Source organism: Mesoplasma melaleucae (assembly GCF_002804105.1).
GTDB lineage: Bacteria > Bacillota_I > Bacilli_A > Mycoplasmatales > Mycoplasmataceae > Mesoplasma > Mesoplasma melaleucae.
Map to the genome: position 1 here is coordinate 655577 of NZ_CP024964.1, position 26220 is coordinate 681796.

A 26220-nucleotide genomic window follows, 5' to 3' on the forward strand; every position below is an offset into this window, starting at 1 on the left:
TAACAACTACGCGTTGCTATCTTTTATTATTTTGTAGCTAAGAATGCATCAACTAATTCAATAACTTCAGGAGTATCGTCAGTTGCTAATGCTTTGTTTGCTAATTCTTCAGCTTCTTTCATAGTAATTTTGCTCATTAATGCTCTTGCTCTTAGCATTGAAGTTGCACTCATTGAGAATGCATCTAACCCCATTCCTAATAATAATGGTAATGCTTGGATATCTCCAGCCATTTCTCCACACATTCCAACTCATTTGTTATTTTTGTGTGCACCTTTAATTGTTAAATCAATTAATTTTAAAATTGCAGGGTTTAATGGTTGGTATAAGTATGAAACATTTTCACTCATACGGTCAGCTGCAATTGAATATTGAATTAAGTCATTTGTTCCAATTGAGAAGAAATCAGCATATTTACTGAATTTATCTGCATTAACTGCAGCTGCTGGAATTTCAACCATCATTCCAACTTGAACATTTTCATTAAATGCAATTTTTTCTTTTCTTAATTCTTCTTTACATTCTTCAACGATTGCTTTAGCACGTTTAAATTCATCCACAGTTGCGATCATTGGGAACATAATTCCTAATTCACCATGAGCACTAGCTCTTAATAAAGCTCTTAATTGGTCTTTAAAGATATCTTTTCTGTCTAATGTAAAACGAACAGCTCTATATCCTAAGAATGGATTCATTTCATGTGGGAATTCAAAATATGATAATTTTTTATCTCCACCAATATCTAATGTACGGATAACAACTAGTTTACCTTTCATTGCGTCCATTACTTGTTTATAAGCTGTATATTGCTCTTCTTCTGTTGGAAAGTGATCATTATCCATGTATAAGAATTCTGAACGGAATAATCCTACTCCTTCTCCACCATTTTCAATAACAGTTTCAACATCTGAAGGAGATCCAATATTTGCTTCAATTAATTTTTCTTGTCCATCAGCTGTTTTTGAAAGTAAATTTTTAAATTTTTGTAATTCAGCTTTTAATTCAGCAAATTCTTTTGCTAATTTTTCATAGTTTGCTTTAATAGAATCTGTTAAATCTAATTCAACAATACCTGTTATTCCATTTAAAGCAAAAACTTCGCCATTTTTAACATCAGTTGTAATTTTTTTTAAACCTAATACAGCAGGAATTTCTAAACTTCTTGCCATAATTGCAGCATGTGAAGTTCTTCCACCAATATTAGTTGCGAATCCTTTTACAAATTGTTTGTTTAATTGTGCTGTTTGAGATGGAGTTAAGTCTTCTGCAACAATTATTACTTCTTCACTAATTGTTGATAGATCAACAATAGCAATTCCTAGAATATGTTTAATAATTCTTGTAGCAACGTCTTTAACGTCTGCACTTCTTTCTTTAAAATATGGGTCATCCATTGAAGCAAACATTTCATAAAAATTATTAGTTACTTGTTGAGCTGCAAATTCAGCACAAATTGATTCAGATTTAATAAGATTTATAATTTCATCTTTAATAGCAGGGTCTGATGCAATTTCTTTATGCGAATCAAAAATTGCTGCTTTTTCAGGTCCTAATTTTTCTAATGTAGTATTTTTTAAATTATCTAAATCTTTTATTGTTTTACTAATTGCATTTTCAATCCTTGAAATTTCAGCATCAATATTAGATACTTTTGTTTTTTTAATTTCAATGTTATCTTCTGCTAGAACTAAGGCTTTTGCTACTGCAATTCCTTCACTAGCTCCTATTCCTTTAAATTGTTTACTCATAATTTCTCTCCTGTTTAAGTTATTTATAACATATATAATTATAATATTTAAAAGTTCATTTTTATATTAAAAATGTTAAAAAAATGGAAAAAATTATTACTTTAAAAATAAAAAGTGATGTTAAAAATCACTAAATTTCTTTAAATACTACAGAATCAACTGGTATATTATTTCCTACGCAAAACTCATAAAGCATTTGGTCAACAACTTGTTGATTGTTTCCTTCTGCTGTAAATAATATTTCTGCGCTTCTCATAATTACTTTTTTCATATTATTATCCTTATATTACTTTCTATTAAATTCTTTAGGCGCTACTGCAGCATTTCTTTTGTGCTCACTTATTTTATGTAAGTGATCAACTCTGTTTTTTACAACTTCATCATTTATTTCACCAGCTAAATAAGCATCAATTTGATCATAAGTAATTCCTAACTCGCTTTCATCAGTTTGGTTTTCTCATAAACTTGCTGTTGGAGCACGCTCAATAATTGACTTAGGTATACCTAAAATTCTTGCTGCTTCTCTAACTTCTCTTTTTAATAAATGAACAAGCGGAACCATATCAACTCCGCCATCACCAAATTTTGTAAAGTATCCAATATGTCATTCATCTTTATTATCTGTTCCTAAAACTAAATAAGAATTTGTTTGTGCAACTGTGTAAAGTGTTGTCATTCTTAAACGAGCTTTTGCATTTGCAATTGCTAATTTATTATCTAGTGTTGTTGAATCTTTGATTGCTTTTTTAAAAGTCAAGAATGTATCTTTTAATTCAACATCAATTGCTTTAATATCACATTGATCAATTAATTCTTGTTTACATTTGTAATCTTCATCACTAGATTCAATTGGCATTCAAACAGCAGTATAGTTGTCAGGAAATGCTTTTTTTGCTAAGCACGCAACAACTGCAGAATCAATTCCACCACTTATCCCAATAACAACACCTTTGGCGTTTGCTTTTTTAACTATTTCTCTAATAAATTCAACTAAATAGTCTAAATATTCTTTTAATTCCATAGTAACTCCTTTAAAAAATTAATCCATTCATTCAAGTTCGTATTCAAATACTTTAACAATATCTCCAGCGTCTACTCCACGTTCTCTTAACATATCATATACACCAGTCTTTTTAAGTTTTTCATTAAATAGAAGTAAGTTATCATCAGTTGTAATAGGAAATTTTTGATAAATTTTATAAATTGTATCTCCAGCAACTTCTCATCTTCCATTACCTTTATTAATAATTTGAATGTCTTCTTCGTCTTCTTCTAATCGATAAACTTTTACACCATAATAAATATCTTGTTCCATTTCTCATAATGGTATATATTTTGCTGTTTCTAATTCTTTAGCAATTCTTAACAATAATTCATCAACATTTTCTTTTAATAAACCTGACACAAAAACAATATTTTTATCTTTGAAATAAGAATTAATATTTTCTTCCATCATGTTTAATTGGGCTTCATCAGTATCCATTTTATTAGCGACAATGATTTCAGGTCTTTCATCTAATTTATAATTATATTTAACAAGCTCACTTCTAATTAATTCATAATTTTTAATTACATCTTCTTGACCATAGTTACCACTCATATCTAAAACATGACAAATAACTCTACATCTTTCAATGTGTTTTAGAAATTGATGTCCTAAACCTTTTCCTAAACTAGCACCTTCAATTAGACCAGGTAAATCAGCAACAACAAATGTTGATCCATCTTTAGCTCTTGAAACTCCTAGTTGAGGATTAAGTGTTGTAAAGGCATAATCAGCAACTTCAGGTTTTGAATTTGAAATAGCTCTTAATAAAGTTGACTTTCCAGCATTTGGTAAACCAACAAAAGCAACGTCAGCTAAAACTTTTAATTCAGCTTTAACTTCAAAGAATTGTCCAATTTCACCAGCTTCAAAAATGGTTGGTGCTTTATTTCTTGAGTTAGCAAATCTTGCGTTCCCTTTTCCACCTTTACCACCTTTAGCAACTATAATTTGTTTTTTATCTTCATCTAAATCTGCTAGAATATTGCCTGTTTTATTATTAATTATTAAAGTACCAACAGGAACTCGAACAATTAAATCTTTTCCTTGAGCACCATGCATATTTTTAATATCACCTTTAAAACCATCTTGTGCTGCTAATTGTTTTTGAAGTTTTAAATCTAAAAGTGAATGTTTTCCACCATCAGCTTCAAAGATTACACTTCCACCGTTTCCTCCATCTCCACCGTTTGGACCACCATTAGGTACAAATAGAGCAGTATGGAAACTAACCGCACCATTTCCACCATTTCCGGCTCTGATAGTAAACTTAGCTGTATCAATAAATTTCATTTGTTCCAGCTCCTTTCTTATTTATTTTATATCATTTGGTTTCAACATTCATCACATAAGAATATTGGAGTTTGTTTTTCAAAATTAACGTCTTCAAATGCTTGTCAATCTTGAATTGGTTTTTTTACTAAATTTTCAACTTCATTATCTGTTAAGTTTTTATTTTGTTCTTTGATTAAAGTACCAATTGGTTTTGGATGTCCATTTAACACAAAACTAATTTGTGATTCATAACAAAGTGAACAACCAATTCCAAATGTTTGAATCATTACATCATTAAAATCATTAAATTCTAAATAATTTTCTTTTGTAAAATTAATTTTATTATTCATGGCCTTTAATTTCCTTTAAACATTTTTCAGCAATATTTTCATCAAAATCGAATCATTGTTTTATATATGCAAAATCACTTTCAGCTTCTAACATTTCAATTGCAAATAAAATAAATGCAGCTGCCTTTTCATTTAAATTTAAAGTGTTGAAAGTATCTAAATTATTTAAGTAAAAATTAATGTTTAACATTTTAGCATCATGTGCAATTCCTGGATTTTCATTTTCGATACTTTTAGAAATAACTTCATCGATTTCATTAATAAATTTAAAGTTATTTTCAAAATCGATATCAATTGGATTTCAATCTTTATGAGCACCACTGTATAAAACATCAAAAACTTTATTTATTTCCTGTTCTTTTAGTGTAAATAAAATAAGTGTTTTTATTGAATTATCAATTCTATCTAAAAGAAGAATCTCAGAAATTACTGACAAATGATCTCTTAAATTTATTTTGTTTAAAAAGTTAATTCCAAAAGCCTGTTGTTCTCTATCATTTGATTTTAATATTTTCAAAATATATTCAGCATTTATAGAATTATTAGTATTTGCTTTTAAAGAAATTTTTTTATAAATTTCAATTTTAAAATCTGATAATTTTTTCTCAATATCTGCTGGAACATATGACATAGATAGTTCTTGATTTATTTTTAATAACGCATTTTCAAAATCATTTTTAGAAATTAATTCTTTTAATTCTATAATAAGTTCATCGTAGAAATTCATAGATCCTCCTTTTAATAAAAAATCATGCCTTTTATAGCATGATTGATGTTTTCGAGTGGTGCCCACGAGAAGGCTCGAACTTCCGACCTCACGCTTAGAAGGCGCGTGCTCTATCCAACTGAGCTACATGGGCAATTTATGTTACATATATAAATATAACATAAATATTTTAATTTTTTAAGATTATTTTTTCAAAAATTTGCATTTATTTAAAGGTAAAACTACTCATATAGAGTAGTTAAGTTAGATTACTTATATCTTGGTTTTTTTGAAGAAGTATTTAAAGATGAACTTCTATTATTTCTTCCACTTGATTTTCTATTTTCTTTTGGACCTGAATGAACTCATTCACCACGACCTGAACTTCTTTTATTATTACGTTTTGTTATTGAATCTTTAGATTTATCTTTGTCAAAGTTTGGTCTTTTTTCTTTAACAGTTACTCTTTCTCAACGATCAGAATCTTTTTTAGAATAGTCTGTTTTAACATCTCATGATGAATGTCTTTTTCTTTCAAATTTATTTTCTGAGCGTTTTTTTGAAAAATCTCTATCATTGTCTTTTTCTTTAGCAAAACCATTTTGATTATTACCTTTGAAATTTGAGTTTCTTTCGCTAGTTCTTTTTCTTTCACCACAACCAAAGCCTCTTTTATCATTACGACCTGAGCTTTTTCTGTCATTTCCTCGACTTGATTCTTTTTTACGATCAAAACCATTTGAAGAATTATCAGCATAATCATCAACTAAAGATAAAGCTTTTTTTGCCATCTCTTTTTCTTCGGGTGATAGATTTAAAATTCTTTCTTCTCATGATTGTGCGCTTCAATTGCTTTTTGATGTGTCAATTCTTTGGCTAGTTTTTCTTCTTTCACGACAACCAAAATCTCTACGGTCATTGTGTCCAGCACTTCTTCTGTCATCTTTTACGCGTCTTGATTTAGTTCTTTCCCCACGTCCACTTCTTCCAGAACTTGCTCTACCTTGTTGTCTTTCAACATCACCATATTCAGAAATTTGCATTTCATCAATCATTAAATTATAGTTTTTTTCAATTCCTTTGATTTGTCTTAAAACATTTTGATTTTGAACAAATGTAATTGATTGACCTTTTGTGTTATTTCTACCAGTTCTACCAATTCTATGAATAAAGTGTTCATCTTCCATTGATACATCATAGTTAATAACAAAGTCAACTCCTGTAATATCAATTCCACGCGCAACAACATCAGTTGCAACTAAAACTTTTATTTCATTATTTCTAAATTTTGCAATTGCTTTTGATCTTTGAGATTGTCTTTTATCACCATTAATTACAACTGCTTTAATCCCAACTGTTTTTAAGTTATCTGCAATTTTATCTGTATGGTTTTTTGTATTTGAAAAAATAATTGCTCTTTGAGGTTGATGTTTTTCAAAAACTTTAATAATTAAATCTTCTTTACTAAATCCTTTTGTAAAAATAAATGTATTTGTTATGTTTGCATTAACTTGAATTTGATTTTGAATTTCAATAACTTCATATTCATTCATGTACTCTTTTGCAATTTGCATAACTTTTGGTGAAGTTGTTGCTGAGAATAATCCAATTTGAACATCTGAAGAAATTTTCTCAAATAATGCATCAATTTCGCTTTTAAATCCCATTTTAAGCATTTCATCAGCTTCATCTAAAATAACTGTTCTAACTTCTTTAAGATTTAATGTTTTTCTGTTTAAGTGGTCATTAACTCTTCCAGGAGTTCCTACCACGATTTGTGCATCTTTTAATCTTTTTATTTGGTCACGCATATCAGTTCCACCAATTAATGGTGCAATTACTAGATTTTCAATTCTTAATCCAAATATTCTTATTTGACTAACAATTTGCATTGCTAATTCTCTTGTTGGTGCCATGATAATAGCTTGTATTTTTCTTTCATTTTGATTTAGGTTTTGTAAAATTGGTAACACAAATGATGCAGTTTTTCCTGTACCTGTGCTTGATTTACCAAATATATTTTTGTTTTCCAAGAAAAGTGGGATTGCTTTTGCTTGGATTTCTGTAGCTTCATTAAAGTTAGCTTTTTCCAGTGCGACTAATATTTTGTCGTTTAGTTGTAATTCTTTAAATTTCATTTTCTATCCTATTTCTATACTCAAGATAAAAAAACAAATATTTTAGAATCACAAGTCATTTATTTATTATAACACAGTTGATTAGAATTACTTAATTTTATTATCATTTAATAAAGTTATTTTCAAAAATTATATTATTATATTTAATATTATTTTTTGCTAATTGATAAATTTCAAGTTCTTCTATATCAGTAGTAACTTTATTATGATTTTCTAAAAATATTTTAGTTGTCAATGTATATCTACCTTCATTTATAAAAATTTCAATTGAACTTTTATCAATTAATATATTGAGCTTTTAAAACAATTTCTTTTTCAAAAATAATTTCAGAAGGAAGATTTTTTTCATCAATAAAATCCATATTTAATCGATTAATAATTAATTTATTGTTTTCGTTTTTAATACTTACTTTTTTTCATTATCATTGCTTATTACAATTGAAAAGTCTTTAAGATTGTTTTTTGAAATGATTTCTAAGCTACCATTTTCATAATTAATTTCTTTATTAATTTTAGTTAATTTATTTTTTCTTAGATTTTCTAATTCTTTTATAGGTTTTTGATGTAGTAGATGTAGTAAATTATCTTTAATTAATAATTCTCTTGGAACTGTTAGTTGATTACTTCAAACTCTTTCCTCTTCAAACTTATGATTAGATCTAGAATTTCTTAATTATCCAAGCATAATAACTCTATCTTTAAGATTTTGAAAAATTTGTGGGGCATAAAAATCATAACCATAATCTAGTTTTTCTAAATTATTTATAAATTCTACTTCAAAATCATCGTTAACTTTTCATTCTTTAAATTGAACAAAATGTCCTCCATATCTATAATCCATATCTTGTTCTAACAAGATAATATAAACTCTCTGTTATCAATTTTAAAGTAATTTGTACACTCAACCATAAATCTATTTTGTTCACACCCTAAGTCCAATTTAATATCTTTAAAATACTTTCATAAATTATTTTCTTTTTTATAAATACTTAATACACCTTTTTTATCATTATTTTGAGCACCATTTAGCATAAAAATGTTTTCACCCTTTTTAACTATATTTGGGTCTCTAAATTCTCCTGTGTATAAACTTAAATCAGTTTGGAATAATAATTTTTTATTAACTTTTTTATTTTTAAAGTCAACATTTTCAATTAAAGTATTACTCATTCTTTTATTATTTTCATCTTTAATATTACCTGTGTAATATAAATCAATTTCATTGTTTTCATTTACAAAAGCTCCACCTGAAAAAACACCATGTTTATTGAATTCACATAAAGGAGTTAACACTATACCTTCATATACATAATTAATGAAATCTTTTGTTGTATATAATAATCATGATTTATTTTTGTGATCATCACTATATGGAGTATTTTGCATATAAATGTAATAAGTTCTTTCATGGTATATTAAATCATTTGGATCATTAATTAATCGAAAATAACTAAATAATTGATACTGATCATTATAAGAGTCATTTAATTTTTTATTATGTAATTTTTCAAAATCTTATAGATTGTTTTCATTTATAAAACTATATTTTTCGTATTTCATTTTTAGTCCTCTGTAAATTGAAAATTATAACCGTTTTCAATGTAATATATACCTTTTTTAAATGAAGGAATATACTGACTCATTTCAATTTTTGATTTCTTTTCAATTCTTTGAACTTCTTTTATAATTTTAACTTCATTTCTAGAATTAATTTTTTGTGCATCAGTAAATATTTTTGCATTTTGATCTATAAAAGTATTTTTAGTTTCTACAATTTTGTTTCTTTCTGCGTCTAAATTAAAACTTACAAATTTATTTATTATTTCATTTCTTGTTTCTTCACTCAATTTGTCATTTTTGCTTGCTTTTAAAGCTTTTTTATATAATTTATTTTTTTGATTTTCTTCTTTAATATTAATAAACTCAATATCAGAATTTATTTTTTTAAGAGCCATAATTTTTTGCTCGTATGTTTTATTTTGTCCTTTTTTTTCTTTAATTGATTCTTTAATATTATTGATTTTCATAACAAAATTATTAATCTCATCTCACTAATATTTTGTTTTCTCATTTTTTAAACTGCTTTATTAGTTGCTTTTTTTAATTGTTTTAGTGGATTAATTTTTTCTTTATAGAATACTACAGTTAATACTGCTGCTAAACCAATAGAAACTGATCAACATAAAAGAATTAGTAATTATTTTTTAATTCCAATGAATCCTAGAATTGCAAATAATCCTCCACCTGCTGAAACATCAACAGGTAAATAAACATATATATCATTCAAGCACCAACTGCTGATGAAATTGAAGCAATTACAAATGGTCTTAATTTTGCAAAAGTTACTACATATAATAATGGTTCACTAATTCCACCAACTAATGCAGGTAAAAGTGTTGATGAAGCACTTTTCTAAAACTTTTATCTTTTGTAATTATTACCAAACTTATACATGCACCAATTTGTGCATAAAATGCTGCACCAACAACTGCAAATACCATTGATGGTTCACCAGCTAAAAAGCTAATTTTAATAGTCATATTAATTATATTATGTGTACCAGTTAAAACAATTCCTTGATATAGTAACAATAAATTACTAATCCAATTCCTAATGGTCAATTTTCTATTCATAAAATAGATTGTGATATACCAAATTTAACTAATGATAATAACGGTCCAAATACAAATAACATTGGTATTAATGTTATAACTATTGTTATAAATGGTGTAAATATTAAGTCAATTGATTTTGGAACAATTCTTTTAGCAAATTTTTCAGATTATACAAGAATTAAATCAGCTGCTATAAATGGAATTATTGATCCATCATATGCTCTAATTGTTATTGGGAAATCTTTTATTGAAAACATTAATCAACCTGTGATTCCTGTTTTTTCATCTTTAATGAAATCCCCAAAATCCATGTCCTTTAATGTTAAAGAACCTTCAATATGTCCATTGGTATAATTTTAGGAGTAATGTTTGCATATAGTCTAGAAGTTAAAATTAATCCAACTAGTAATACATATAGTGGATTTCCTCCAAAAAATTTAACTGTATTGTAGCAAAAGAATATTCCTACAAGTGATAAACCAGTAATAGCAAACATGAAAAGTAAAAACCCTCAAATGTTTGCATTTGTATCGCTTGGTAAAACTTTAAACTGTACCAAAACAGATTGAATTGATAAAAGTAATCCTGATGCTGTTATGACAGGCAATGCAGGCAGTAGAATACAACTCATAATAGATAATATATTTATTTTATTTTTAGGTTTTTTAACGTCAAAAACTGTTTCTTCTTTGTCGTAGTATCCCGAGTTTATTTTTTTAAATTCTTCTTTAATTTTTGAACTTTCTCCTCCAACAATTACTTGAAGTTCATCTCCAGCTAAACAACACCTTTAACTAAATTTATTTTTTTAAGTTTATCATTTTTAAGTTTATCAATTTTAACTTTAGATTTATCTTTAATTTTAAATCTAACTCTTGTAATGCAATTATAAACTTTTTCATAATTTTCTTTACCACCCACAAGTTCATTTATTTGTAAAGAAATTGTGTAGTATTTAGATTTAAAATTAAGTAAATCAATACGATTATTATTGTTAATTTTGTTCATCTAATTTCTTTCTTTCGTTAATTCTTATTATAGGAAAATATTATTAATTTAAATAAGACTTTTGGAATTTATTATACCTATGATTATAACTTTTTCATAAAAAAACAATCGCTTAAGATTGTTAATTTTTTAGATTACACAAGCATCACATTCGTAGTTTTCACTATCTTCTAATACTTCTTGTCTTACACGAACGTAATAGATTGATGCACATTTTTTCTTGAATGCATAAATATATGCTTTGTTTAAGTCACGAGTTGTAACTTGATCAGTCATAAATAATGTTAATGAGATTGCTTGATCAACGTGTTGTTGAGCAGCAGCAACAATATCAATAATTGGCATTGGTCCAACTTCGTATGCACCTAATGCATAATAAGCCATATTGTCAAAGTTAATGTTGTAAGCTGGTACATAAACTCTACCTAATAATCCTTCTTTACGTACTTCAATTGGTGCTACAACTGGTTGTAAGCTTGGTGTGCATGAAGATAAGTAACTAATTGATCCAGTAGGAGCAACAGCCATTAAGTGTGAGTTAGCAATTCCATCTTGTTTAATTAATTCAACTAATTCAATTCAATCTTGTTGAGTTGGAATAGTTACATTGTATTGTGCAAATATTTCTTTAACTCTTTGAGTTTCAGGAGTTCATTTATCTGCAGCACATTTTGTATATTTCTTGAATCAACTTCCATCAGCAAATTGTGATGTTTTAAATCTTTCGAATGATCCGTATTTTAAAGCTAATTTATGTGAAGCTTTAAATGCATTATATGCCATTGCATAGAAGAACATGTTAGTAAAGTCAACTGCTTCGATTGAGTTATATCAAATAAAGTTTGTTGCTAAGAAACCATGTAAGTTCATTGCTCCTAAACCAACAGCATGATTTTTTTTGTTTCCTTGTTGAATTGAAGGTGCACTACTTAAATCACTTGTTCTTGAAACTAAATCTAAAGCGTTAATTGAGTGTTCAATAACTTCAGCAAATTCAGCTCCACTTTCCATTGCTTTAGCAATATTAATACTTCCTAAGTTACAGCAAATGTCATCTCCCATTTGTTTAAAACTTAAATCATCGTTATATGTACTTGGTGTTGAAACTTGAGCAATTTCACTACATAAGTTACTCATAACAATTCTTCCTGTTGCAGCATGAGCATTATTGTTATTTACTGTATCATCAAATAAAATGTATGGGTATCCACTTTCAAAATGTAATTCAGCAACTATTAAAAAGAATTTTCTAGCACTAATATAAGTTTTTTTAATATTAGGATTTTTTACTAAATTATCATATTCTTTAGTAATTGAAATGTCTGACATTGGTTTTCCATATTCTCTTTCAACATCATATGGACTAAATAAAGCCATTTCTTCATTTTTTTGAGCTAGCTCAAAAGTAATATCTGGAACTACTAATCCTAATGATAATGATTTAATACGGATCTTTTCATCTGCATTTTCTCTTTTAGTATCCAAGAATGACATAACATCAGGGTGGTGAGCATTTAAGTAAACTGCTCCAGCACCTTGTCTTTGACCTAATTGGTTAGCATATGAGAATGAATCTTCTAAAATTTTCATAACTGGGATAACACCTGTTGCTTGGTTAGCAATATGTTTGATTGGTGCTCCTAATTCACGTAAGTTAGTTAAACATATAGCAACTCCCCCACCACGTTTTGATAATTGTAATGATGTTGTAACAGCACGACAAATTGATTCCATGTTATCTTCAACTCTTAATAAGTAACAAGAAACATATTCTCCACGTTGCTTTTTACCAGCATTTAAGAATGTTGGTGTAGCTGGTTGGAATCTACCTAACATTAATTGTTTTAATGTTTTTGTAGCAGCATCAAAATTACCATTTCCTAAAAATAAAGCGTTCATAACTGCTCTATCTTCGTAGTTTTCTAAGTAATTTTTACCATCAAAAGTTTTTAAACCATAAACGTTATAGAATTTTAAAGCTCCCATAAAACTTGGAAATTCACGTTTAAATCCATAAGCTATATCAGTAATTTCTTCTATTTGTTCAATTGTATATTTGTTGATTACTTCTTCTTCATAATAACCATTTGATACTAGATATTCGATTCTTTCTTTAACTGAGTCAAATTTAACGATTCTAGGCTCAACATGGTGTTTTAAATAAGCTTTAGCAGCTTCAACATCAAGTTTGAAGTTATCTGATCCTGCAGCTAGTATTTTAGCTCTAGCATTTAAGGTAACGTATTCGTCACTTTCTTCAGTACCAGATAAAGTATTTATTTTTTTATCTTCCATTTTTATTTCCCTCAAAAGTCTTTCAATATTTCATTGATTTTATTTACATCTTCTTGAGTTCCTAATAATTCAAATTGATATAACAATGGAACATTAAGTTTTTTTGAAAGAATTGGCCCTGCCATTGCAAAAGTATTACCAAAGTTAGTATTACCTGAAGCAATTACACCTCTACAAAAATTTCTGTTTTTTTCATTGTTTAAAAATTTAATTACTTGTTTTGGAACTGCTCCAGAAGTAAATTCACCACCACCACTATAAGTTGGTGTGATTAATACGTAATCAGAATCAACATCTAAGTCTTCTTCTAATTCGTAAGGTATTCTTGAATTTTTAACACCCAGTTTTTGAATAAATCTGTGTGTATTGTTTGAAATTGATGAGAAGTAAACAACATGTACTTCTCCTGTAGGCTTAACAATTTCTTCGCCTGAAACTAATTTAATATCATCATGCATAATTAGAACTCCCAGTCTTCGTCTTCTGTTTCTTCTGAAACACCCATAATATAAGATGATCCATTTCCTGAGAAGAAATCATGGTTTTCATCAGCTCTAGCTGATAATTGAGTAAAGATTTCTGGTTCAATTTTTGTTTCTTCTTCAGTGAAAGGTGAATCATAACCTAAGTTTTGTAAGAATTTACCTGCGTTGTAAATACTGAATCTAATAGCATCGTCTGCTAATCCAAATCCGTCATATAATTCTTTTAAGTAAGCTGTTTCTAAATCAATTAATTCGTATAATAGCTTGAATACGAAGTCTTTCATTTCAGCTTGTTTTTCAGGTGAAAGTTTAGCAACTTTCTTTTGGTATTTATAACCACTATAGTAATTGTGAATAACTTTATCTCTTAAAATTAATCTAATAATATCTGAAGTATTTGGTAATTTACCTCTTGCTGATAAGTAAAATGGTAAGTAAAACCCTCCATATAGTAAGAAACCAGGCATTAAAGCTGCTGCAACTTTTGATTTTAATGGATCATCGTTTACATAGTAAGGAATTAATGCTTTTGCTCTTTCTTGTAATGTTTCTGTATTAATAACTCATTCATGAGCTTCTTCAATTTGTTCACTTGAACATAAAGTTGAGAAAATTGAACCATATGATCTAGCATGAACAGCAACCATGAAAGCAAAGTTAGTATAAATAACTTGTTCATGATCAGTTAGTGAGTTTGGAACTTGAGCAACATCACCTACAGTTGCTTGAATTGTATCTAATAATGTTAGACCAGTAAATGTTCTTGTAATTAATTCTTGTCATTCAGGTGTTAATGTTCTTCAAGAAGTTAAATCGTTTGATACTGGAATTTTTTCAGGTAATCAAAAGTTTTGTGTAATTCTATTTCATACCTCTAAGTCTTTTTCGTCATTTATAACGTTTCAGTTAACTGAACGCATTTTACCTTTAAAACCTTGTTGCACATATTCAATTGGCGAAACAGATTCATTGTAATATTGGTTTTTAATTTTTGCCATTGTCGTATATCCTTTCATTTTATTCTATCTTACATTTTGTTTATAAATCAACCAAATAAAAAAGTTCCTTTTTTGCCAAAAACGACAACAAAAGAAACTTTATTACTAAAGAGTGAATTCACTTATAGTCTCAAGATAGGTCTTGAGGCGGGGTCAGTAGCCCATTATGCTACACTGTATAAGTTTCTTTTTTATATTCAGTTGTAAGATAATAATATATTTTATTTTTTAAAAAATCTTAAAATTAACTATTGATTTTTATTTTTTTCTATTTAAAAGTTTGTAATTTGTAAATAACACCAATTGAATCAATAACTTTATCCTTTTGTTGTAGCTTTTTATATTGAGTTAACAATTTATTAATTTTAAACTCAATTATTTCAAAGTCTTTATTAGTAAAAATCATCATATTTTTCTTATAAGGTCCAAAAGCGATAATGTAATACTTTAATAGTATTTCTCATGAGTATTCAAAAACTTTTGGGGCCTTTGGATCAATTGTAATCATTAAAGATATTATTTTTAATAAAACAGACATTTGCGAATTATAATCTGCGATTTCTTCAAAACGATTTACTTTAATTAATAATTTAGTAAAGTTTTTTGCATCTAAATTAATTAATTTAAATTTTACGTTTTTATAGTTAAACTCATAGGTTTCATTATTCTCTACATAAAACCCCATTGTTTGAACGATTCCAACCTTTTTAAAAGATATTAAGCAATCACCTAAAACACCATTGTTTCTTTTTGTTTTATTGATAATTTCCATATAAGATGTTGCATATTTAACTCTTGCAATAAAATCAACTAACTTTTCAGGTCTATATTTAATTTTTTTAAATTCCTTAAATTTTTTAGTATGTTTAAATGTTCAAGCTGGATTAAAATCTTTTTGATTAATTGGAGAAAGACTATAAACACTTTTAAGTGGTCCATCAAAAGTTTTAGTATTAATTTTTCTTTGTTCTTTTGATGAAGCTAAAAATGATGGTAAATATGCATAAATAGCTTCATAAACCTCTGTTCCTTCAGATATTACTGAAATACTTTTTAGATTATCTCTTAAAAAGATTGTTGTAATTTTTGAAAGTTCATGAATCATTTTAAATTTTTGTTTAATGTCAATTGTATCTCAATTATCTTTTTTAAAATTTAAAATAAATGCATTAAATTCATCTTCATTTTTTAAAAGTGAAATCATAGGAGCAATTCATTCTTTTTCATTTGAAGTTAACTCTCTACCTGTTTTATATGCTTCAGAAATATTTTTTCTTGTGTAAATTTTTTTAATTTTGTCGATCATATCATAAGGTTTTAAAACATCAATCATCAACATAGTTATTACAAATGGATAAACTGTAGAATAATAATATTTCTTTTCTTTTTCGTGTTTAAAGTTAATATCATATTCAAACTTACTTGCTAAAGCACATAGACTTGCGAAGTTTCAATAATAGTTGGGATTAACTTCTTCTGAGCTAATGAATGAAGTTTTAATTATATGATTTAAGACTAAAGACTCGATAACTTCTTTTATAAAACTTTTATTAATTTCATCTAGTTCTTTAAATTTTGATTCTGTATTTTTGTCTTGAAATGTAAAAAGAAATAATTCATTATAGTTGTCTACGATGTAAGTTGAATATTCTTTAAATTTTTCAGGTTCAATATTTACTAATGATTCATTTCTTAATAATTGAATTTGAAATAAAGAATAATATGTAACTTCATATATTTCATTCACTTTTTCTTTTAAATCATTATTAATTTTTTTAAAAATTGAAGATGTATCTTTTTTGATATATTCATCAAAGTATGCTCAAAAAATACTATCTAAACCATTTTTCATAAATTCATCTTCTTTCTAAATATTTTTAATAAATTCTTTAATTGAATTAATAGCTAATTCTAAAAATTTTTCATTTTTTAGTTTTTTAATTTCTTGTTTAGTAACTTTTCTGTTAGGTTTTATAAAATTAATTTCTTAAACAATTCCTCAATTTGCTTTCATCGGTTGAAAATTTGTTATTGATTCTTTATTAATATAGTTTAATAGCGCACCAGACACAAAATTTGGTGATGGTATAGTCATTTCTTGATCATTGATGTAATTTGTTATATTAATTGCAGTAATTAAACCAGATACGCATGATTCAACATAACCTTCAACCCCAGTAATTTGATCAGCAAAGAAAATATTAGAATTAGTTTTAAGTTGTAAAAATTTATTTAAAACTTTTGGTGAATTAAAAAAGTTATTTTTATGCATAACTCAATACCTTACAAATTTAGCATTTTCTAATCCTGGAATCATTGAAAAAACTCTTTTTTGCTCTGGTCATTTTAAATTAGTTTGAAAATCAACAATATTATATAGTTTATCATTAGCATCATCTTGACGTAATTGCACTACAGCGTGGTTTCTTGTACCATCAGGTCTATATCCCCTAACCCTTTTGGTTTCATTGGTCCAAATAATAGTGTTTCTGGTCCTCTTTTAGCCATTGCTTCAACAGGCATGCATCCTTCAAAATATTTTAATTCAGCTTCTCCTGGTAAATGACCAATTAAAATTTCAGCATTATCAGCATTAACTAATTCATTATAAAAATTAATATACTCTTCTTTTGACATTGAACAATTAATGTAATAACTAGTTTCACCTTTGTCATAACGATTTTTTTGATATGCGAGGTTCGTATTAATTGAATCCTTTTCAATTATTGGGCAACTGCATCATAAAAGTAAAAATCATCAGTTCCTACTATATTTAATATTTATTTTGTAATTTATCGGTTGTTAATGGACTTGAAGCAATTAAATTAATTTCATTTGGATCAATTTTTTCAACTTCAGCATCAATTACTTCGATTAAATCATTAAAATTTATTTTTTTAGTTATATATTTTGAAGATAAAACTCTATCAACAGCTAAACTTCCACAAGCTGGTACTTGAGCATACTCTGCTGTTCTAATAATTAATGAATTAAGCATTCTCATTTCTTCTTTTAATGTACCAACAGCATTAGTCATTTCATTACTTCTTAATGAATTTGAGCATACTAATTCAGCAAACTCGTCCAAAACTTGAACGGGATTTTTAGTTATTCTTTTTACTTAATAAAGTTTAACTTTAATATTTCTTTTTGCTAGTTGATATGCAGCTTCTATTTTTGCTAAACCTGCTCCAATAATATTTACTGTTTATTTTTCATTAGTTCATTAATCCTGCTTCATATAGTTTTTTGAATCTACCAGGTGTTGAGATTAATTCATCATAAGTCCCTTGTTGAACAATTCCTTTACCGTTAGCTCCTAAAACAATGATTTGATCAACGTTTTTAATTGTTGATAAACGGTGAGCGATAGTTACACTTGTTCTACCTTTCATTAGTTTATCTAATTCAGCTTGAATTTCTTTTTCAACAATATTATCTAAAGCACTTGTTGCTTCATCTAAGATTAAGAAGTCAGGGTTTTTTAAGAATACTCTAGCAATAACTAAACGTTGTTTTTGTCCACCAGATAATAAGAATCCTCTTTGACCTAAAATAGTATTATAACCATCTTTTAATGAAACAATGAAGTCATGTAAGTTTGCTTTTTTACATGCTCTCATAATTTCTTCATGAGTTGCATCAAACTTAGCATATCTAATGTTTTCAAAGAAATCGCCAAAAAGAATTTGTGGTTCTTGTTCAACGTATCCTACTTTGTTTAGATAAGATGGAAGATTAATAGTATTTAAATCATGTGAATCTTTTTCTAAAGTTTCCTCATTTTTATATTTTCCATCAACCATGATTTTTCCATCAACTGGCATGTAGAATCTTAACAATAATTTTGCAATTGTTGATTTACCAGAACCTGTTTCACCAACAAAGGCGTATGATTTACCTTTTTCAAATGTAATATTCATTTTTGGTAAAATTGTTTTTTCAGGTTTTTTTGGATATGCAAATACAACATTTTCAAATGTAATTGAGTTAATTTTTTCAATTACAGGTCCATTTGGATTTGGTTTAATTGTTGGTTCAGGATCAGTTAATTCTGAAATTCTTTGTGCAGCATTTTGTGCTCTTGTTGCTGATCTTAAAGTTGGAATCAACATAGCAATTGCTCCAACAACAAATGATACTAAAACTTGCGCTAAAGGCATTTTAACTATTAAAAGTTCAAGGTTCCCATTTTTTAAGAATCCAACACAGAAAATGATAACAAATAGTGGCATCATTGCAGAAGCAGTAACTTGAATTCATTGAGTTAAGAATGCTGATCATCGAACGGCTTTATCACCAGCTCTATTATAAATTTCATTTAAGTCTTCAACTCTTTTTACTTCATATTCTTCTAAACCAGAAGATTTAATTAAAGAAATATTTGAGATTCTATCTGTCATGTCTTGATCAACTTCACGTTTTCTATCAAAAGCTGTAATTAATTTTCTTCTGTTTTGTATGAAGATAAGTACAGCAATTCCAATTGAAAATATTAAATAAACAGCCATAATAACTGCGACATATCAAATTCCTGATAACAACATAATTGTTACAGACATTATGATTCCTATTAAGAAGTAAATCATGTTAGTAAAGAATTGTTGAATACCAAATGCTAATGATTGTGTATCCCCAACAAGTCTTGTTAAAATATTTCCTGATACATGATCAAAAAAGAAATCAACGTCTTGTTGTGCTAATCTAATTAACATTTTTTGTCTTTGATTAATTTCAACTAGCAATGAGAATTGAGCAATACTTCAGTTAACAATATATTCTGAAATAAATAATAGAACAAGTGTTACTAATGTAATATAAAATCATGTTTGTCAATCTATAAGTGAAACTTCTCATGCTAAGAATGTCAGTGTTTGTTTTGGTGTTTCGGCAACATCATTTGCTATTCCCGAAATCATCATTGTTGCAAATACTGGTAAGAATGTTGAGATTAATGCATCAAGCATTGTGAAAAAACAAACAGCAAAGAAAATCAGTTTATTTTGTTTTGCTGATTCAAATATTTGTTTCATAAAAACACCAAGTTTTTTAAATGAAAATTCCATTTGTACATCAAATCCATGTTTGTTAAGTTGTTTTTGGTTTACATTATTGTTGCTCATTATTAATTACATCCTTTCCATCTTTTTTTGAATTACCTGCATCATATAAATCTTTAAAGTGTCCAGGTATTTTTTTAAGTTCATTGAAACTTCCTCTTTGAACTATTCCTTGTTTTGGTGCTAGAACTAAAATTTCATCTACATTTTTAATTGTTGATAAACGGTGAGCAATAGTTACACTTGTTCTACCTTTCATTAGTTCATTTAATTTAGCTTGAATTTCTTTTTCAACAATATTATCTAAAGCACTTGTTGCTTCATCTAATATTAATAATTGAGGGTCTTTTAAGAACATTCTTGCAATAATTAATCTTTGTTTTTGTCCACCTGAAAGCATAAATCCTCTTTCACCAATAATAGTTTCATAACCATCTGGTCAAGACATAATTAAATCATGCAACTCAGCCTTTTTACATGCTGCGATAATTTGTTTATCTGTTGCTTCAAATCTACCATATCTTACGTTATCAAAAACATTTCCTAAAAAAATAGCAGGTTCTTGTTCAACATATCCAACTTTATCTAAATATGTAGAAAGATTTACATCTTTTAAATCTATATCTTCATTAATTAGCACTTGTCCAATTGTAGGATCATAAAATCTTAATAATAATTTTGAGATTGTTGATTTACCTGCTCCAGTTGTACCAACGAATGCGTATGATTTTCCTTGTTCAAAAGTAAAATCAAATTTTGGTAAAATTAACTCTGTTGGTTTTTCAGGATAAGCAAATGCAACATCTCTGAAGTAAATGTTACCTTTAATTTTTTCAATTTTAACACCTTCTTTGTCTTCAAAGTGGTTATTAAATCTTGGTTGTTGTTCTAAAATTTCATTAATTCTTTTTGATGCTACATTTGATTGAGTTAATCCAACAAGCACTCTTAAAAATGACATTAATGGGCCAATCATAAGTGCTGATGCTGAAATCATCCCTGGTAAAACTGCTGCTACTTCATTAGCATCGTAAATAAGAACTGTTGCAATAATCATTACAGACTCAATCGCATTAATAATTAAGAAAATTAATGATAAGATCATTGCTTGGTAATAGTTCATATGTGAAGATTGTTTGTAATATGGAACATGTTTTTCAATAAAACGGTTTTCTTCATATTCTTCTGTTCCTGAAGCTTTAATCAATTTAACATTGCTAATTCTATCTGTTACATCTCCGTTAACTTCTGTAACAATTTTTCTTGTTTTATAAGCAATTGGTTTCATTGGAATGAATAAAACGAAAAAGATTACAAATAAAGTGATAAACACGCAACATAAAACGATTGTTAGCGGACCTGAAATTGTTGTCATAACAATTATTGATGCTACTGTTGTTAAGATACCATTTAAGAACGTAATTGGAATAATACCTGTTTGTTCTCCAATGATTTGAGTATCAGAAACAACTTTGGTTAAAATTTCTCCAATTTTTTTATCTGAGTAATATGACATATCCATTGAAACTAATTTTTTATTTAAGTCATTTCTTAAATCAACTTCAATTTTTTTTCCTAACATTCCAGCTGTTCACTGTGAACCAAAAGTTGCTAGTGCCATAAATAAAATAATTCCTATTTCAATTGCTAAAAGTGGATAGAAATCAAGACCTCATCATTTGTTTATTGATGCATCAAGTATTTTTTGAATATCATTTGGTAAATTTGCTAATTCAACATATTTTTCAATTGTTACCGCTGCACTCATTTGTTCAATGATTTTTGGTGTCATTGCTGATGAAACAGATAATATTACTACTGAAATTAACATTAGAACTGTTCACAATTTATTTTTTTTCATATATCTAATAATTAAACCAATATATGAACCAGATTTTTTCTTAGATTTATTTGTATCTAATTCTGTGTTTAAGTCAGATTTTTTTAATCATCTTGAAACTCTGACTTGTGGTGTTGAAGATTCATTAAGCTTTTCATTATCAAGCATTTTTTGTTCTTCTTTATCGATCATATAATCCCCTCTTTTCTATGTGGAATACGCTTTGTGTATTTTTATTATTTTACCACCAAAAAATTAAAAATAAAAAACACCAAAAGTATTTTTAAATTTGATTTAAAATATCTGTTGCATTTTTCAATAACTTTGCATCATTTTTTAATAATTCGTTACTTGAAGAACAATTATTTTTAATGTTTTGTGGAATTGCAAAATAAACTTTATTTAATATTCATTTCAGATTTATTATCAATATTTTTGTATTTAAACATATTTTATTCTTCATACTCACTAAGAATTATAAAGTCTGAATAATCTATGTTTTTATGTTCACTTCAAAATTCACTATTAATAAATTTTTGAAAAGGATCTTTTGTTAATAATATTAATTTACCTCTTTGTTTAATAATATATTCAATTAAAATTTCGTCGCTCTTCTTCTCAGCTGAAATTAAAATAGTTTTGTTTTCCTTTACTAAATCATCAATAATTTTTTTGATCGTTTCAATATTATATTCATCTGTTGCTTCACCACCACGAATATAAATTGTTTGAAACTAGTTTTACAACATTGACACATTTCCTAAATAATAAAGAATAAATGAAGGTTTCATAATTTGTTTTAAATTATTAGGGTATATAGGGTTCATTACAGAAATATAATTATTTGGAATTGAATTTGGAATTTGAATTAAATATTGTGTTTCAATTTTTTTTATTATCTAACGCATCATAAATTTTTCCCCAGTCACCATGGTATTTTAATGAAAAATATAATAATACGTTATCCATTTTTAATTTAAATACATAATTATATTAGCAATTATTTCATTAAAAATATTGGTGTTTTCTTTATTAGTTGATAAATGAATTCTTGCTTCAATACCTACAATTGCTTGATCATCTAATGCAAACTCATCATTGATTGCAGTTGATCATGCCTTTACATTAATTAAGTCATCTTCATTTTTACCTGCTTTTGATTTATATGAGTTAAGTACTCTAACTACAAATTTATATAATTTCGAGTTACCATCTTTTGATGTATAGGCAACTTCTGCGTCCCTTTCTATTTGACCGATTATGTTTACTAAATTCATATTTACCTCTTTTTTTATTGCGTCAGATATCTGACATAATATTCTTAAGGAAAAAATAAAAAAATAACATTAAAAGTTATTTTCTAAAATATCTTTAATTGGTTTATAAGTTTTTCTATGAATTGGTAGCACTCCAAATTGTTGAGTTTTTAGCACATGTTCTTTAACACAATAACCTTTGTGTAAATCAAAATTATATTCTGAATAAAGTTTTGCGTACTCAATCATTATATTATCTCTTGTGGTTTTAGCTAAGATTGAAGCTGCTGCTATTGATTGACTTAAATCATCACCTTTAATAAAAAGTAAATATGTGTAATCCTTAATTTCAATTTTTTCTGCATCAATTAAACAAATATTTGGTTTGATTTTCAAATTCTTAATTGAATTGATCATCCTAATTCTATTTGCTTTTTTTGGATTCAATAAATCAACATCAGGTGCTTCTATAATTTCAATTGCATAAGTTAAGGCAATTTGCTTAATTTAGCACACAATATTGCTCTTTGTACTTTAGATAATTTCTTTGAATCTTTAATCAATGGGTTAGCATAATCGCTTGGCAAAATAACACTAGCAACAACAATTGGTCCAGCCATTGCACCACGTCCTGCTTCATCACTGCCACCAATTAATTCAACATGATTAGTTTTTCTAATTTCTGCATCAAAAATAATTCTTTATTCATCTATCATAAATCTGAAATATCCTCAATTGCTTTTTCATTTTTAACTTTCGATGCTTTTTCCATTTCTTCAGGAACAACTTCTAAGATTCTTTCAAATGAAACTCTTTTAAATTGATTTTGAATAATATCACGCATAAATGCATTAATAACACGATCATAATCAAATAAATCATCATTTAAATATCATTTTCTAACTTTGGCAATCATTTCAAAAATAATAAAAGTATCAGCAATTTGAATTGGTCTTTGTAATCTTGGTGAAACTTTATAATGATCTTCGATTAAAACTTCATAGTGATTAAATAAATATTGCATTAATTTACCAGCCACGCGTTCTTTTGGATAAACGTCTTCTTTAATTGAATTAATTGCACATATGTTTGTTGCAACAGTTTCATTTTCAAGTTTTGCTGGTAGTACACCTGGAGTATCAAATAATGAAATAAATTGTGATAATTGAATAATTTGAATTCCTCTAGTTAACCCTGGTTTGTTACCAGCTTTAACACTTTTATTTTTAATTAAACGATTAATAAAAGTTGATTTACCTACATTTGGAATTCCAATTACTAAAACATTAATTAATGAGTTAACCATTCCTTTTGCTTTATCTTTTTCTTGTTTTTCTTTAGTTGCTTTATTTATTAAATCAATTAATGGTTTAACAATATTTTTTTCTTTATTATCTAGAACCATTACTGTATTATTTTTTTTCTCGTAATACTCAGCTCATTCTTGTGTTACTTTTGGATCTGCAAGATCAGCTTTTGATAATACATATAATGTTGGCTTATTTTTTAATAGCTTAGAAAATGTTATGTTACGTGAAGAATATGGAGCACGAGCATCCAAAATCTCAATAACTAAATCAACAACCGGGATCTTTTCTTCAATGTTTTTTAAGGTTTTATTCATGTGACCTGGAAATCAGTTAAAATCTGCACTCATAATTTTACTCCTTTAATCTTTTTATATTATAACAAATAAAAAAACTCTCATTTCACATGAGAGTTATATTGTTTAATAAATGACAACTATTATTTGTCAGCTTTTGTAGGTAAGATTTCTTTAATTCTTGCAGCTTTACCTGATAATTTTCTAATATAGTAAATTCTAGCTCTACGTACACGTCCACGTTTAATTACAGTAACTTTATCAATAATTGGTGAGTGTAATGGGAAAGTTCTTTCAACAAATACACCATTTGATAATTTTCTAACAACAACTGAATAAGTAATACCTGAACCTTGAGTTTTAATTACTAATCCTTCAAATGTTTGAATACGGAATTTTTCTCCCTCTTTAATTTTAACGTCAACTTTAATAGTATCCCCTGATGTAAAATCTGGTAAATCATTACGTAATTGGTTATTAATAACAGCGTATTTTGATTGTGTTGTTTTAGTTGCTTTTGATGCCATACTATTTATTTCCTTTCTTTTTTCTAAGATTTTCTAATAATTGTAATTGTACTTTGTTTAATTTAGCTTCATCAATTAAATCTGATCTTTTATTAAAAGTCGAAATTAATTGTTGTTCGTCTCTTCACTTTTGAATATTAGCGTGGTGTCCACTTAATAGGACTTCAGGAACTTTGTCACCCCTATAATCATGGGGTTTGGTATAAACTGGATAATCCAATAAACCATTCTCAAAACTTTCTTGTTCATGTGATTCAGTATTAATAACTCCTGGTAAAATTCTAGTAATAGAATCTAATAAGATTAGTGCTGGTAACTCACCACCAGTTAACACATAATCACCAATTGAAATTTCAATATTAACATATTTTAATATTCTTTCATCAAAACCTTCATAATGACCACAAACAATAATTATGTGATCATATTCAGATGCAAACAATTTTGCAATATCTTGATTTCATGTTTTCCCTTGTGGAGATGTTAATACAACAATTGAGTTTGATGTTCTAACTGATTCAATTGCACTAACAACTGGATCACACATTAACACCATTCCTCTTCCTCCACCAAACTGATAATCATCAACTTGATTATGTGAAAGATTTGTAAAATCTCTAATATCAACAATTTCTAATTCAATCTTTCCACGCTCTAAAGCTTTTTTAATAATTGATTCTGAAATATATGACTTAATAATATTTGGGAATAAAGTTAGAATAGAATATTTCATTATTTTAATCCTTCAATGTTTTTCAAAGTTATAATTCTTGATTCGTCATCAATGTTTGTTGTATACATATCAACTAAAGGTACTCAAAATTCTTTTGTTTCATTTTCTAGTAACACTTTAACTAAGTCATGTTGACCATTAAAGATTGTTTCAACAACTTTACCATTTTGTTGTTTATAAACAACAGTGTAGTAAGTCAAATCATAAAATATTGAGAAGGCATCATTATCATTTAAGTATTTAATTTGTTTACCTCTAAAGTTTTCAACTTCATTAATATGATGATGTTCTTTAAAGTAAACTACTAAATGACTCTTTTGCATACTTATTGATTTAACTTGTTTTGGAATGATTACATTGTTTGTATTTTCAATAAATAAAAGTTTAATTTCATTTATATCATTTACTTCAATGTTTTTTTCAAGAGCTATTTTAACAGCTCCTTTAATACCAAATGTGTTGACAATTTTTCCAATAGATAATAAATTTTTATTTTCCATTTTATATCCTTGCTAATTTCGTGGTTTTAAAACAAAAT

Annotated in this window: 30 protein-coding genes, 1 tRNA gene, 1 pseudogene and 1 riboswitch; all 32 genes and pseudogenes read right to left on the reverse strand. The window is 27.0% G+C overall.

The window, feature by feature from the left end; genetic code table 4:
• Positions 1-26: 26 nt before the first annotated feature.
• Positions 27-1748: a phosphoenolpyruvate--protein phosphotransferase gene (gene ptsP, locus EMELA_RS03480; RefSeq protein ID WP_028124306.1), complete on the reverse strand. Its 1722-nt coding sequence runs from the start codon at positions 1746-1748 to the stop codon at positions 27-29.
• A 130-nt stretch (positions 1749-1878) separates the two neighbouring features.
• Complete coding sequence (locus EMELA_RS03485; protein ID WP_100608979.1) at positions 1879-2019, reverse strand: hypothetical protein; 141 nt, start codon at positions 2017-2019, stop codon at positions 1879-1881.
• Between the two features lie 15 nt (positions 2020-2034).
• A complete protein-coding gene (gene nadE, locus EMELA_RS03490) occupies positions 2035-2769 on the reverse strand; it encodes an NAD(+) synthase (RefSeq protein ID WP_028124307.1) in 735 nt (244 codons plus the stop codon).
• An 18-nt stretch (positions 2770-2787) separates the two neighbouring features.
• Positions 2788-4086 carry a GTPase ObgE gene (gene obgE / locus EMELA_RS03495; RefSeq protein ID WP_028124308.1) on the reverse strand — a complete coding sequence of 433 codons (1299 nt, stop codon included), beginning with the start codon at positions 4084-4086 and terminating at the stop codon, positions 2788-2790.
• Positions 4087-4112: 26 nt separating this feature from the next.
• On the reverse strand, positions 4113-4418 hold the full coding sequence (locus EMELA_RS03500) for a hypothetical protein (RefSeq protein WP_028124309.1): 306 nt from the start codon (positions 4416-4418) through the stop codon (positions 4113-4115).
• Positions 4411-5145, reverse strand: coding sequence for a hypothetical protein (locus EMELA_RS03505; protein WP_028124310.1), 735 nt, complete (start codon positions 5143-5145; stop codon positions 4411-4413). The genes EMELA_RS03500 and EMELA_RS03505 overlap by 8 nt, the downstream gene beginning before the upstream one ends.
• Positions 5146-5201: 56 nt before the next feature.
• Positions 5202-5278, reverse strand: a tRNA-Arg gene (locus EMELA_RS03510).
• A 115-nt stretch (positions 5279-5393) separates the two neighbouring features.
• Positions 5394-7262, reverse strand: coding sequence for a DEAD/DEAH box helicase (locus EMELA_RS03515; RefSeq protein ID WP_051584611.1), 1869 nt, complete (start codon positions 7260-7262; stop codon positions 5394-5396).
• 100 nt (positions 7263-7362) lie between these two features.
• Positions 7363-7551 carry a GH32 C-terminal domain-containing protein gene (locus EMELA_RS05000; RefSeq protein WP_169733550.1) on the reverse strand — a complete coding sequence of 63 codons (189 nt, stop codon included), beginning with the start codon at positions 7549-7551 and terminating at the stop codon, positions 7363-7365.
• A 384-nt stretch (positions 7552-7935) separates the two neighbouring features.
• The gene (locus tag EMELA_RS05220; RefSeq protein ID WP_028124311.1) at positions 7936-8118 is read right to left on the reverse strand and encodes a hypothetical protein; all 183 of its coding nucleotides are present in this window, start codon (positions 8116-8118) and stop codon (positions 7936-7938) included.
• On the reverse strand, positions 8112-8765 hold the full coding sequence (locus EMELA_RS03525; RefSeq protein WP_332370124.1) for a glycoside hydrolase family protein: 654 nt from the start codon (positions 8763-8765) through the stop codon (positions 8112-8114). Before EMELA_RS03525 ends, EMELA_RS05220 begins: the two co-directional genes overlap by 7 nt.
• 59 nt (positions 8766-8824) lie before the next feature.
• A complete protein-coding gene (locus tag EMELA_RS03530; protein WP_028124313.1) occupies positions 8825-9289 on the reverse strand; it encodes a hypothetical protein in 465 nt (154 codons plus the stop codon).
• A gap of 351 nt (positions 9290-9640) precedes the next feature.
• Positions 9641-9853: a hypothetical protein gene (locus tag EMELA_RS03535; protein WP_028124314.1), complete on the reverse strand. Its 213-nt coding sequence runs from the start codon at positions 9851-9853 to the stop codon at positions 9641-9643.
• 191 nt (positions 9854-10044) lie between these two features.
• A complete protein-coding gene (locus EMELA_RS04570) occupies positions 10045-10188 on the reverse strand; it encodes a hypothetical protein (protein WP_156932126.1) in 144 nt (47 codons plus the stop codon).
• Positions 10189-10199: 11 nt separating this feature from the next.
• Positions 10200-10508 (reverse strand): hypothetical protein, encoded by a 309-nt coding sequence (locus EMELA_RS04575; protein WP_156932127.1) that lies wholly within the window; start codon positions 10506-10508, stop codon positions 10200-10202.
• Positions 10509-10654: 146 nt separating this feature from the next.
• Complete coding sequence (locus EMELA_RS03545) at positions 10655-10885, reverse strand: PTS transporter subunit EIIB (protein WP_028124316.1); 231 nt, start codon at positions 10883-10885, stop codon at positions 10655-10657.
• 129 nt (positions 10886-11014) lie between these two features.
• The gene (nrdE, locus tag EMELA_RS03550) at positions 11015-13180 is read right to left on the reverse strand and encodes a class 1b ribonucleoside-diphosphate reductase subunit alpha (protein WP_028124317.1); all 2166 of its coding nucleotides are present in this window, start codon (positions 13178-13180) and stop codon (positions 11015-11017) included.
• Positions 13181-13182: 2 nt separating this feature from the next.
• Complete coding sequence (gene nrdI / locus EMELA_RS03555; protein WP_028124318.1) at positions 13183-13638, reverse strand: class Ib ribonucleoside-diphosphate reductase assembly flavoprotein NrdI; 456 nt, start codon at positions 13636-13638, stop codon at positions 13183-13185.
• Positions 13639-13640: 2 nt separating this feature from the next.
• Positions 13641-14663: a class 1b ribonucleoside-diphosphate reductase subunit beta gene (nrdF, locus tag EMELA_RS03560; protein ID WP_034971196.1), complete on the reverse strand. Its 1023-nt coding sequence runs from the start codon at positions 14661-14663 to the stop codon at positions 13641-13643.
• A gap of 120 nt (positions 14664-14783) precedes the next feature.
• Positions 14784-14847, reverse strand: a riboswitch (nucleoside riboswitch).
• Between the two features lie 84 nt (positions 14848-14931).
• Complete coding sequence (locus EMELA_RS03565) at positions 14932-16515, reverse strand: hypothetical protein (RefSeq protein WP_028124320.1); 1584 nt, start codon at positions 16513-16515, stop codon at positions 14932-14934.
• Between the two features lie 135 nt (positions 16516-16650).
• Positions 16651-17076: an FAD-dependent oxidoreductase gene (locus EMELA_RS05225; RefSeq protein ID WP_028124321.1), complete on the reverse strand. Its 426-nt coding sequence runs from the start codon at positions 17074-17076 to the stop codon at positions 16651-16653.
• Complete coding sequence (locus EMELA_RS05230; protein WP_332370125.1) at positions 17076-17459, reverse strand: FAD-dependent oxidoreductase; 384 nt, start codon at positions 17457-17459, stop codon at positions 17076-17078. Before EMELA_RS05230 ends, EMELA_RS05225 begins: the two co-directional genes overlap by 1 nt.
• Positions 17437-17862 (reverse strand): annotated as a pseudogene (locus EMELA_RS05140) (FAD-dependent oxidoreductase). The gene EMELA_RS05230 and the pseudogene EMELA_RS05140 overlap by 23 nt, the downstream one beginning before the upstream one ends.
• Positions 17863-17881: 19 nt before the next feature.
• On the reverse strand, positions 17882-19786 hold the full coding sequence (locus EMELA_RS03575; protein WP_028124324.1) for an ABC transporter ATP-binding protein: 1905 nt from the start codon (positions 19784-19786) through the stop codon (positions 17882-17884).
• Complete coding sequence (locus EMELA_RS03580) at positions 19773-21755, reverse strand: ABC transporter ATP-binding protein (protein WP_028124325.1); 1983 nt, start codon at positions 21753-21755, stop codon at positions 19773-19775. Before EMELA_RS03580 ends, EMELA_RS03575 begins: the two co-directional genes overlap by 14 nt.
• 779 nt (positions 21756-22534) lie before the next feature.
• Complete coding sequence (locus EMELA_RS03590) at positions 22535-22840, reverse strand: single stranded DNA-binding domain-containing protein (RefSeq protein ID WP_028124327.1); 306 nt, start codon at positions 22838-22840, stop codon at positions 22535-22537.
• 69 nt (positions 22841-22909) lie between these two features.
• Positions 22910-23266: a ribonuclease HII gene (locus EMELA_RS03595; RefSeq protein WP_268875447.1), complete on the reverse strand. Its 357-nt coding sequence runs from the start codon at positions 23264-23266 to the stop codon at positions 22910-22912.
• Between the two features lie 41 nt (positions 23267-23307).
• Positions 23308-23439, reverse strand: a complete 132-nt coding sequence (locus tag EMELA_RS05235) for a ribonuclease H family protein (protein ID WP_268875448.1) — start codon at positions 23437-23439, stop codon at positions 23308-23310.
• Between the two features lie 89 nt (positions 23440-23528).
• Positions 23529-24476: a ribosome biogenesis GTPase YlqF gene (gene ylqF / locus EMELA_RS03600; protein ID WP_028124328.1), complete on the reverse strand. Its 948-nt coding sequence runs from the start codon at positions 24474-24476 to the stop codon at positions 23529-23531.
• Positions 24477-24565: 89 nt separating this feature from the next.
• A complete protein-coding gene (rplS, locus tag EMELA_RS03605; RefSeq protein ID WP_028124329.1) occupies positions 24566-24949 on the reverse strand; it encodes a 50S ribosomal protein L19 in 384 nt (127 codons plus the stop codon).
• Position 24950: 1 nt separating this feature from the next.
• Positions 24951-25682, reverse strand: coding sequence for a tRNA (guanosine(37)-N1)-methyltransferase TrmD (gene trmD, locus EMELA_RS03610; RefSeq protein WP_028124330.1), 732 nt, complete (start codon positions 25680-25682; stop codon positions 24951-24953).
• Positions 25682-26182 (reverse strand): ribosome maturation factor RimM, encoded by a 501-nt coding sequence (locus EMELA_RS03615; RefSeq protein WP_028124331.1) that lies wholly within the window; start codon positions 26180-26182, stop codon positions 25682-25684. Before EMELA_RS03615 ends, trmD begins: the two co-directional genes overlap by 1 nt.
• Positions 26183-26220 lie beyond the last annotated feature (38 nt).